Source organism: Alteromonas sp. KUL42 (assembly GCF_006538325.1).
GTDB lineage: Bacteria > Pseudomonadota > Gammaproteobacteria > Enterobacterales > Alteromonadaceae > Alteromonas.
Window position 1 is genome coordinate 102405 of sequence record NZ_BJKK01000004.1, and the last position, 11866, is coordinate 114270.

Genomic DNA, 11866 nt, shown 5'->3' on the forward strand with positions numbered 1-11866 from the left:
TTTTGTTACATAAACTTAGGATTAGCTTTTTCATAATTGATATGTCATCCCTAAGAAGTACTGCGTACCGAAATATTGAATCGTTCCTGTTTGCTCTTCTGATGAGAAGTAGCTTCTGGTAGGTTCGTCAGTAAGGTTATTTACTTGGAACAGCACACTCCAGTTGTCGTTGATTTCATATGACGCTTGGTAATCAATTACCAATTCAGAGTCGAAGTTAACCACTTGATCATTTACTGCAACTTGCTGAGATACAAAGGCATCACGGAAACGGCTTGAAAGGCGAGTTTCGAAACCTTCGTACTCCCAAAACACTGTCAGTGTTGCCACATTCTCTGAAAGTCCTGGTAAGTTCGCGGCATAAACACCATCACCTAAAGTACGCTGAATTTCACTTTCGGTATAAGAATAGCTTGCGCTAACACCAAGTCCTGAAAGCATACCCGGTAGCATGCTGTAAATTTGCGTGTAGGCAACTTCAAGGCCGCGTATATAGCCACCTTCTGCATTATTTACGGCAGTACTGTAACTTCCATTTTCAGTCGGTACTGTTACGAAAATAGGGTCACCATTTGCATCACGAGCGAGCTCTGCTTCTTGCCCACTGAACTCAGGGGTCAAGAAAACCGGAACCTGAACAGAATCTGGGATAACGATGCCATTACCTTCAAAGTCGTATGGGTCGATTTCGATGTCTTCTACAAACGATTCAATGTCTTTGTAAAAACCCGCTACAATCAAAGCACCTTCCGTATCTGAGAAGTAGTATTCCCATGACACATCGTATTGCGTTGCATAAAACGGCTCTAGATATGGGCTGTTTCGGGCATTCCCGTTAACTCTTGCGGTAGGCGTTGATAACGTAATTTCACCAGAATCCCTATCTTGGAATGCGGTGACGACTTCAACGTTGGTTGAAGCATTTGCAGCAAAGCGATTTATAGGCGCACGCCCCATTACTTTTGCGGCCGCTACACGTAGCTGCGTATCGTCGGTTAATTTGAAGTTTAAGTTAATCGAAGGTAGTACATCGGTGTATTCGTGACTAATGAGTGTTGGGCGATAGAAATTATTGATATAGCCCAATTCATCCATGATGTTTTGTGCCCCAGCAGTCGGGTCGCTAATTTCAACCGTTACGCCAGTTTCCGGATCTGTGACAAGCTGAGTCGCACGTTGAAGCGTAGTAGAGCTTTGTTTACTTTTTATATAACGAACACCAATGTTACCGGTTATTGGTAGATTACCGATTTCAGTGTTGATATTTGCCATTAAATAGGCAGAGTTAACCGTTTCAAATACATCACCACTTTCTTGCATTGTCCACGCTGTAGCAGGACCAGTTCCTGGGCCATTAATAACCCCTGCAGCACCTGGGCCCCACGTTTGCGCAGGCTGAGGACGACCACCCGGGAACCACGCATCAAGTGCACGGTTTAAGTCAATAGATAAATAACTTGGGAAGTATCCAAAATCACCTGACCAATCAACTTGTTCGACCATATCAGGTGTTAAATGAAGCGGAGGCTGGCTAACTGAGAATGCACTGTCATTACCATATTCAAACACTGAGCGATCGTTATTGTACTCTCTATCTGAATAACGATAGCCAAACTCAATACCCGTGAAAATAGGCGTGTCTATGTAATACTGAAAATCAACGCGATAGGCATCGAGTTCATCTTTATTCTCATAAGGGTAAATACCATATTTACTCACCATAACACGGTCTAAATCAGTAAAAGCAGACATCTGATTAAAACCAAGATCAGGTAAGTCTAAACCGTTTAGTAGATATGAAATTTGGACATTTTCATCAAAGACGGGGTTCGTAGCATTAGCATCTTCACCAACGAGTGACCATAGCAAACCATTTCTGAAGTCACTTTCCGCACTTGAGCGTGATATATCAAATTGCACAGACAAGTCAGATGTAATAGCCCAGTCGGCATTAATACCTAAATTGGTAACACTATCAAAATCCTGGTTATCATCATTGACCAGTTCAACACGGGTGAAGCTGTCATCAGTTCGACTAAATGTGCCACCAATTACGCTACGATTAACAACAACTGGATTGGTAATGTTAGCGTTGATCCCACCGAGTTTTACACGGAAACCACGGGCAAACGCTTCAGAATCGAATTTTGAAACGAAGGCGTCAGCTTTTAGCGTGAAATTATCAACAGGTGCCCATTCAAATGCAGCAACATAGCCGTCACGGGTTTCTTCCCCGCCTTTGTGCTGCATTTCAAAGCCCTCTGAAATGAGTTCACATTCAGGGGCTATCTCTTCATTGGTACATTCCGAATTTGTGTAGATGCCGTCTACATCTGTTACACCATTGTATGCAAGGCCAATAAACTGCGTAGAAACACTAGGTTGGAATAAGCGGGCATAGCCCAGTGAAACACCTAACGTGTCATCGAGGAACTTGCCTTGATAGGAAAAGCTGATTCTATGGCCATATTCTTTCGCATCAGAAATTTCAGAGGCGCGATCGTTATACATGCCTCGTAAATTGGCACTAAACTTGTGTTGCTCATCCATCGCTAACGGCGATGCAGTTTTTAACTCAACCGTACCCGCGATACCACCTTCTATAAGCGACGCTTTAGGTGATTTATAAACCGCGGCTTCACTGATAAGTTCTGATGGATATTGATCAAACTCAATGGCGCGACTGCCACTGGTTGAAACTTGTTCCCTTCCGTTTAATGTTGAGAATACAAAATCGCCAGATAAACCACGGATATTGATTTGTGCTGCTTGTCCACCGGTTCTTACCGCTGATATACCCGGCAAACGCGTTAGTGCGTCAGCCATTGATACATCGGGTAGACCTCCTAGATCATCAGCCGATATTTGTTCTGATACGGTATCTGAAAAACGTTTTTGGTTGAGTGATTGAATAAGGCTTGTGCTAAAACCTCTTACTTCGATGCGTTCAACGGGCTCCTCTTGAGGGCGTTCAACGTCTTCGACAGTGACTTCCGGTGACTCTTGAGCGTAAAGCGGTAACGCATTAAACGCGATTCCGCTTCCTATCAATGCCACCATTATGGTGCTGGGTTTGAATGTTTTCATTGGTGTCCCATTCCTTCTTTATTATCGACATCTTTAGGACTACCACACCCAAAAATGCCATTTATGTTTCAACACCAAATATTACTGTTTTGTATAAAAAGGGAGCAATGCTATGCATACGTATTCATTTACATATGTGCAACATTTGTTAACACATCACTCAAGAAAACAATCAAATTAATTACATTTATCAATAGACACAAAAAAGCAGCCAAATGGCTGCTTTTATTCAATTACGATTAAGTATGCTTACTTCGAAGCTAAAATTCACTAAGTTACAAGTAATTATCGGAAGCTAACGACTTATCTATTCGATACACGAGCAATCATTCCATTGATATACTCATCATGTGTGGGCAGTTTACTCACCGGTTCTTTTTTAATTTCGCGCAATTTTGTTAACATTGTATTTAGTTGGTCATTAGGCACGCTATTAACTAAGCCATGATAGTCGTTTGGCGTAATACCCTGCCCGTACATAACTTGTAGCCAAGAACTCTCAAGAAACAGGTCGTTTTGCTCCCTAAATAAATTACCATTTTCACGAAACAATTCTATTTTGTGCTTTAGTGAATCTGGCAATTCAATATTGCGCATATCATTAAAAAAACTGCGCTATCCGATCGTTCATTAACTTGATAATGCAATACTAAAAAGTCGCGAATTTGTTCAAACTCTAGTTCGGATTGTTTATTGTATTCAGCTTGCAGACTTGGCGTAAAGCCATTGTGTGGGAACAACTGAATCAAACGCACAATAGCTGATTGGATAAGATGAATACTAGTCGACTCAAGTGGCTCTAAGAACCCACTAGATAAACCCACGGCTACAACGTTTTTATACCACTGCTTGCGGCGGCGACCTGTTGTGAATTTTATCAATTTAGGGTCGCCTAAGGGTTTGGTATCTAGGTTTTCCATTAGCGTATCTTGAGCTTGTTGATCACTAATATAGCGCGAACAATACACATGACCATTGCCATTGCGATGTTGAAGCGGAATACGCCACTGCCACCCCGCATCATGAGCAATTGAGCGCGTAAAAGGCGCTGTTTTTTCATGGCGCTCGGACGGAACAGCAATAGCGCTGTCACACGGTAACAAGTGAGACCAATCATCATAACCAGCACCTAGCGCCTCACCAATGAGTAACCCTTTAAACCCTGTGCAATCAACAAATAGATCACCCTCTATTTCCTGACCATTGTCCAACCTTAATGACTTTATGTAACCGCTATCCTGATAACGCTCAACGTGCGCAATTTTACCTTCAATTCGACTTACGCCCATGTTCTCACTTAATTTTCGCAAGTATTTAGCGTACAAGGTTGCATCAAAGTGGTAAGCAAATGGCAATTCCAATACCGGATCTTTAGCGTTAATTTGCGCAAATTTACCGGCCTCTGCGGCATGATAATTAAAATCATATTCCCATAAATCGGCGGTGTGGCCGAGCGATTTACCTTTCAGCCAATAGTGATGAAAATGGCAAAACGCCATACTTTTACCTGGCGCACCAAACGTATGATAATAACTCTGTCCTTTAGTTTTCCAGTTTTCAAAACGTATTGCCAGTTTTATGGTGGCTTTGGTGTCGTGTAAAAACTGGGCTTCGTCTATTCCTAATACCTGATTAACTAATCGAATCGGCGGTATGGTCGCTTCTCCCACGCCAACAGTACCAATCGCCTCTGATTCAACCAAGGTTATTTCAACCGCACTGTTGAGTACTTTTTTCATTAACGCAGCTGCAAGCCACCCTGCCGTCCCACCGCCAGCAATCACTACACGCTTAATTGGAGTTGTTAAAGGATTATGCATAAACTTCTCGTCACAGTTTTGAGTTTTGGTTGCTTATAAAAAAGAAAAGCCACCATCTGCTTTACGTTTTAGCACAAGCTAAATCAAAAAGCAGCAGGTGGCTTTGACACACACGAAGAAATTAGAACTTGTAGTTAAATCCTAACAAGTAGTTCGTACCATAAGTTTGGAACTGTGTAATTTGACGAGAATCAGCAGCTGACGCCTGAATATCGTCTTCATCAGTTAAGTTCTGTGCTTGAAGTGTTACGCGTAGACCTTCTAGGTATTCAATGCCTGACTCGCTGAAGTCGTAACCAATTTGCGCATCAACCAAGGTACCGCCCTGTTTGGTTGCATCGACAAGCGCTAAACTCACACCGCGCTCTTCGGTTAGGTATTGGTCGCGCTTGGTTGCAGCTACACGGAACTCAAAGCCGTTACTTTCGTAGAAGAAAGTCATGCTGTATGACTCTTCAGAAAGCCCAGGAATACGAGTTTCTGATTGACCAGGTGCCGCATCCACTTCACCGTCCATAAAGGTTGCACTGGCAAATAAGCCAAAGCCTTCAAGCGATTCGTGAATTAGGTCAAATGGTAGTGAGCCTTGTAATTCATAACCTCGTACGAAACCTTCGAAGCCATCAAGCACACTGCTAACTTGACCTTCAAACAACACAGGGGTTTGACCTTCTGAACCTTGGTGAAGATCTGGAATATAGAACTCAGTGAAATCACCTACGATAGAAGTACTACGGTGCCAGTTTTTGATGTCCTTGTAGAAGAAAGACACTGCAACATAACCGGTATCTGCAAAGTAATTTTCATACGCAAGATCAAATTGATTTGCTTCAAGAGGTCGTAATTCTGGGTTACCCGCACTACCACCCCAAGGGCCATTTTCAATGTCTGTACTGGTAATTTGGTTGTCGTTGAAAGAGAAAGTAACTTGCGTGTTAGGACGCATATCATCCATACGAGGGCGAGAAATTACTTTGCTCATACCTAAACGTACAAACTGTCCTTCAGCCACTTCTGCTGACAAATTTAACGTAGGAAGAATATCTGTGTAGTCCGCACCGCCTGTAATAGGGCTAGCGATAGTGTAACCGTCACGGTCAGACGTTGCTGAGAAACCAGTAGATGATTGGTCTGCGCTAACAACTTGTAAACCAACATTACCACGTACCCAAATGTCACCAACTTCCATTTCAAGGTCAAGTTTGGTGTAAAGGGTTAATAGCTCTTCATCTACGGTATAGGTATCACCTAAACGATCGTTCTGAACAAGGCTCGCGTCGCTAGCGTTGTAGTAACCACTGTTAAATAGTGCAAGTGAGTCATAAGCTAGAATACCGTCAATACCGATAAAGTCTAAGTTAACTACACCTAATACATCAGGAATTGCTGCGTCGCTAGGATATGAAGGCGCTGTTAAGTATGCGCCGTTGTTGTCTTTTGACTTCGAACGGTCAGAGTAAACCACACCAGTCGAAAGACCAGTTACAATTCCCCAATCAACATAACCTTTAAGGTCTAAGCGTAGCGTATCAAGATCTTCTTCAAAAATAGGTTGATTGACGAAACCATCTTGCGCATCTGCCGCAAGAAGAGGACGTGCACCCCACGCTTGTGGACCCGCAAGGCGAATCAGGTTAGGGTCCGTTAAATCAACTGGTGCAATGGTTGGGTGATCAGAATACATTACCCCTGTTGACGTCATCTCCCAGCTACGTGCTGTTAACGGACGACCATCAATACCCGCTCTACCAACACCTGAGTAGCTTTCAACATCAGTAATTTCTTTTTCTACTTTACCAGTAGAATAATCAAGCTCTAGTGTCCAAGAGTCATTAATTTGGTATTCTGCGTTAATACCGATTGTGGTTAGATCAGCTTCTTGGCGACGTGCATCGTTGCGCACAACACTATAGAAGCCATCACTAAATCCAGAAGTAACAAGGCCGTTTTCTACACCTGTAATAGTATATGCGCCTGTGCCCCATTCTGCGCCGCCTTCTTCAAGACCACGACGAACATCATCTTCAAGAAAATCGATGTAAAGTGCGTCAAGTTGAATATTCAACTTGTCTGTAGGTGCCCATTCGACTACTGCTGCAATTGAATCGCGTTCTAACATTGCTGAACGTTGAAACGAGTCATGCCCCCCTAAAACAACGGTATCAGTGGGTACTTCAACTTGATCTTGAGCTCTTCGTTCGTTATCAAAGTTAATTCCTGCATAACCCCAACCACGGAAGTGTTGCTCTTGACGTGGCGATTCCATGCTCGCAATGGTTAATGCTACACCAACAGTATCGTTTGCAAACTGGTCAACAAAGTTAACCGATATGCGATGACCGCTATTGTCAAAATCTGGGTTTGGTGAATCTTCTGCGTTCTTTTCAAATGAACCATTAACAGTAAATGTGCTTTCAGCAGTAAGCGGCTTAACGGTTTGAAGATCAATTGAACCACCGATATTTTGGGTAGTCATACCTGCTTCTGGCGTTTTGTATACCAGAATATTTGAAATAATTTCCGTAGGATAAAGGTCGAACTCAACCCCACGGTTATCACCCATACCTAAAAGTTCACGACCGTTTAGTGATGTACCGACATAGTTTTCGTTAAAACCACGAACAGAAATACCACTAGTACGACCGTTGCGACGTTCACCGGTTACACCTGGCAAACGAGCAATTGATTCTGCAATACTGGTATCTGGTAGCTTACCAATATCTTCTGCTGAGAGCGCTTCAACAATTGACGTGTTGTCCATTTTGATGGCTTGAGCACGTTGCAAACTACCACGAATACCACTTACTTGAATAACTTCAAGGTTTGCTTCATCCACCGAATCAGTGTTTGCTTCTTGAGAAAATGCTGGAGCTGAAGCGAAGGCAACACCGCCAGTGATCAGCGCAGCTTTAATTAGGTTGGGTTTAAATTGTTTCATAAAACGGGTGTCCCATACGGTTAATGTTGTTGTCTTTATTCTTATTGTTATGACAATTTAATGACACAAGATAGTGACGGCATAATGCTATAGAGGACACAGGTTTGGCACAATTGCTTGCATACGTATTCAATAAAATTTATGCAACACGTCATTAACAAAGGTTTTTTTAATTAACATGTAATTTAACAACACAAATCCCTGTAAAACCCGGTTCAAAAGCACTTTCATGTAATTTTTCTACATTGCTATATATGAATTTGTTAAATTTTGTGCACAAAAAAACCCGCGCTAAGCGGGTTTTTAAACATAACAATATAACTAGTCTTTACTTACCAACCAGTAGTTTCGCGAAGCGCTTTACCGATATCAGCAAGAGAGCGAACTGTCTTAACGCCCGCATCTTCTAGTGCTTTAAATTTCTCGTCAGCAGTACCTTTACCGCCTGCGATAATTGCACCAGCGTGACCCATACGCTTACCTGGAGGCGCTGTTACACCTGCGATATAAGAAACAACTGGTTTAGTAACATTCGCTTTAATGAATGCTGCTGCTTCTTCTTCCGCAGTACCGCCGATCTCACCGATCATAACGATAGCTTCAGTTTGTGGGTCATCTTGGAACATCTGAAGGATGTCGATGAAGTTAGAACCAGGGATTGGATCACCACCGATACCAACACAGGTAGACTGGCCGAAACCTTCGTCAGTAGTTTGCTTAACCGCTTCGTACGTAAGCGTACCAGAGCGAGAAACAATACCTACTTTACCAGGCTTGTGAATGTGACCAGGCATGATACCAATTTTACACTCTCCAGGCGTGATAACACCTGGGCAGTTTGGACCAATCATGCGAACGCCTTTAGCATTTACGTATTCTTTTACGTAAAGCATATCAAGCGTAGGAATACCTTCAGTGATACAAACGATTAGTTCAATACCGGCATCTGCAGCTTCAACAATTGAATCTTTACAGAAAGGTGCTGGTACGTAGATAACTGTTGCAGTTGCGCCAGTTGCTTCTACGGCTTCACGTACAGTATTGAATACTGGAAGACCTAGGTGCTCAGTACCGCCTTTACCTGGAGTAACACCACCAACCATTTGCGTACCGTAAGCAATCGCTTGTTCAGAGTGGAATGTACCCTGACCGCCAGTGAAACCCTGACAAATTACTTTCGTATCTTTATTAATTAATACAGACATTATTTGCCCTCCGCTGCAGCAACAACTTTCTGTGCTGCATCAGTTAGCGATTCAGCAGCGATGATATCAAGACCAGAGTTCGCTAGAACGTCACGGCCAAGCTCTGCATTGGTACCTTCTAGACGTACAACTACTGGTACTTCTACGCCTACTTCTTTAACCGCACCGATAATACCTTCTGCTATCATGTCACAACGAACGATACCACCGAAGATGTTTACCAATACTGCTTTAACATTGTCATCTGAAAGGATGATTTTGAATGCTTCTGCTACACGCTCTTTAGTCGCGCCGCCACCAACATCTAGGAAGTTAGCTGGCTTGCCACCATGTAGGTTTACGATGTCCATCGTACCCATTGCTAGGCCTGCACCGTTAACCATACAACCTACGTTGCCGTCTAGTGCAACATAGTTCAGTTCCCACTGAGCCGCGTGAGCTTCACGCGCGTCTTCTTGAGAAGGATCTTGCATGTCTTTAAGCTTAGGTTGGCGATACAGCGCGTTGCCATCAATACCAACTTTTGCGTCTAGGCAGTGTAGGTTACCGTCAGTTTTAATTACTAGCGGGTTAATTTCGATAAGCGCAACATCAAGTTCTTCAAACATCTTAGCTAGGCCAAGGAAAATTTGAGTGAATTGCTTAATTTGAACGCCAGAAAGACCTAGAGCAAACGCCATTTCGCGTGCTTGGTAAGGCTGTGGACCAACAATTGGGTCGATTTCAGCTTTAAGGATTTTCTCTGGTGTTTCTTCTGCAACAGTTTCGATCTCAACGCCACCTTCAGTAGACGCCATAAATACAACGCGACGGGTTGTACGGTCAACTACTGCACCAAGGTAAAGCTCGTTAGCGATATCTGTGCAAGATTCAACTAGGATTTTGCTCACAGGCTGACCATTTTCGTCAGTCTGGAAAGTCACCAAATTTTTGCCAAGCCAGTTTTCAGCGAACGCGCGAATGTCGTCTTTGTTTTTAACTAGCTTTACACCGCCAGCTTTACCGCGACCACCCGCGTGCACCTGACACTTAACTACCCACTCTTCTCCGCCAATTCGGTCAGCGGCTTCTACAGCACCCTGAGCAGTGTCTGCTGCGTATCCTTCAGAAACAGGCAAGCCGTATTCTTTGAATAGCTGCTTACCTTGGTATTCATGCAAATTCATGGTGTTTCTATCCGATTTTTAGTAAGACAAAAGCCGCTTTCGCGACTTGATTAGTTTGACTGATATTATAGGGTAAATATCAGCGTTGCGTTAGGCGCTTTGCAAGATAACACAAACAAAACGCCCAACCACAATTACGTGAGACGAAAGTCTTATACGTCTAGTAGTAGACGTGTTGGATCTTCTAGCATCTCTTTAACTGTTACCAAGAAACCTACTGATTCTTTACCATCGATAATACGGTGGTCATAAGAAAGCGCTAGGTACATCATTGGTAGAATTTCTACTTTGCCATTAACTGCCATTGGGCGATCTTGAATTTTGTGCATACCCAAAATTGCGCTTTGTGGCGGGTTAATGATTGGTGTAGACATTAGTGAACCAAACACACCGCCATTGGTAATAGTGAAGTTACCACCTTGGAGGTCAGCCATTGACAATTTGCCGTCACGGCCTTTAAGTGCTAGTTCCTTAATTCCTTTCTCAACACCAGCCATGCCTAGAGAATCAGTGTCTTTAAGCACTGGAGTCACAAGACCGCGTGGTGTAGATACGGCGATAGAGATATCGAAATAGTTGTGATAAACGATATCGTCACCGTCAATTGACGCGTTAACTTCTGGGAAACGCTTAAGCGCTTCGGTTACCGCCTTCACATAGAAAGACATGAAACCAAGACGAATACCGTGACGCTTCTCAAAGCTGTCTTGATATTGCTTGCGAAGGTCCATGATTGGCTTCATGTTAACTTCGTTGAACGTCGTCAGCATCGCCGTTGAATTTTTCGCTTCAAGAAGACGGTTCGCAATTGTCTTACGAAGACGTGTCATAGGTACACGTTTCTCTGTACGGTTTCCTGTTGGAAGGTCCGCTGCCACCGCTTCAGACGCTGCAGGTGCTGCCTTAGCTGCGCTATCACCACCTTTAAGGTATTTTTCAACGTCTTCTTTAGTGATTCGGCCGTTTTTACCTGTGCCTTTCACTTTAGATGCATCTACGCCTTTCTCAGCTAACAAACGACGTACAGATGGGCTTAGCGCATCGCTGCTATCGTCGCTGTCATCAGCTTCAGTTGATGCTGCTGCAGATACACTACCCGCCGCGCCTTCAACAAACTTAGCAATAATTTCTTCAGCGGTTACCGTTGCTCCTTCTTCAGCAAGAATTTCTGACAATGAACCATCTGCCGGAGCAACAACTTCTAAAACTACTTTATCAGTTTCGATGTCGACCAAGTTTTGATCGCGTGATACAGGTTCACCAACAGCTACGTGCCATGTAGCAATAGTCGCATCAGCTACTGACTCTGGAAGTACAGGCACTTTAACATCTGACGCTTTTCCAGAAGCTGCAGGTGCAGCGTCTGCTTTTGGCGCATCTTTGCTTTCCGATTTAGCTGGAGCAGCAGCACCGCCCTCTTCTAGCTTAGCGATTACCTGTTCACCTAAAACCGTTGCACCCTCTTCATTTAGGATTTCACCCATTGTACCGTCCGCTGGCGCCACAACTTCTAAAACCACTTTATCAGTTTCAATATCAACCAGGTTCTGGTCTCGTTTAACTGCGTCACCGGCCTTAACGTGCCAGGTTGCAATGGTGGCATCGGCAACTGACTCAGGTAGAACCGGAACTTTTATCTCAATTGTCATT

The 11866-nt window shown here is 43.5% G+C and carries 5 protein-coding genes and 1 pseudogene; all 6 read right to left on the minus strand.

Going from position 1 to position 11866, the window contains the following annotated elements:
• Positions 1 to 30: 30 nt before the first annotated feature.
• A complete protein-coding gene (locus tag EYR97_RS07660) occupies positions 31 to 3087 on the minus strand; it encodes a TonB-dependent receptor (protein ID WP_131093259.1) in 3057 nt (1018 codons plus the stop codon).
• A gap of 303 nt (positions 3088 to 3390) precedes the next feature.
• Positions 3391 to 4907: pseudogene (locus tag EYR97_RS07665) on the minus strand (tryptophan halogenase family protein).
• Between the two features lie 121 nt (positions 4908 to 5028).
• Positions 5029 to 7845 carry a TonB-dependent receptor gene (locus EYR97_RS07670; RefSeq protein WP_131093260.1) on the minus strand — a complete coding sequence of 939 codons (2817 nt, stop codon included), beginning with the start codon at positions 7843 to 7845 and terminating at the stop codon, positions 5029 to 5031.
• Between the two features lie 332 nt (positions 7846 to 8177).
• Positions 8178 to 9050, minus strand: coding sequence for a succinate--CoA ligase subunit alpha (gene sucD, locus EYR97_RS07675; RefSeq protein WP_131093261.1), 873 nt, complete (start codon positions 9048 to 9050; stop codon positions 8178 to 8180).
• Positions 9050 to 10216, minus strand: a complete 1167-nt coding sequence (gene sucC, locus EYR97_RS07680) for an ADP-forming succinate--CoA ligase subunit beta (RefSeq protein WP_025255208.1) — start codon at positions 10214 to 10216, stop codon at positions 9050 to 9052. The genes sucD and sucC overlap by 1 nt, the downstream gene beginning before the upstream one ends.
• Before the next feature lie 152 nt (positions 10217 to 10368).
• On the minus strand, positions 10369 to 11865 hold the full coding sequence (odhB, locus tag EYR97_RS07685; RefSeq protein ID WP_131093262.1) for a 2-oxoglutarate dehydrogenase complex dihydrolipoyllysine-residue succinyltransferase: 1497 nt from the start codon (positions 11863 to 11865) through the stop codon (positions 10369 to 10371).
• Between the last annotated feature and the right edge of the window lies 1 nt (position 11866).

Coding starts and splice junctions, on each gene's coding strand:
- EYR97_RS07660 (WP_131093259.1), bottom strand. CDS start 3,087: ATGAAAACATTCAAACCCAGCACCATAATGGTGGCATTGATAGGAAGC.
- EYR97_RS07670 (WP_131093260.1), bottom strand. CDS start 7,845: ATGAAACAATTTAAACCCAACCTAATTAAAGCTGCGCTGATCACTGGC.
- sucD (WP_131093261.1), bottom strand. CDS start 9,050: ATGTCTGTATTAATTAATAAAGATACGAAAGTAATTTGTCAGGGTTTC.
- sucC (WP_025255208.1), bottom strand. CDS start 10,216: ATGAATTTGCATGAATACCAAGGTAAGCAGCTATTCAAAGAATACGGC.
- odhB (WP_131093262.1), bottom strand. CDS start 11,865: ATGACAATTGAGATAAAAGTTCCGGTTCTACCTGAGTCAGTTGCCGAT.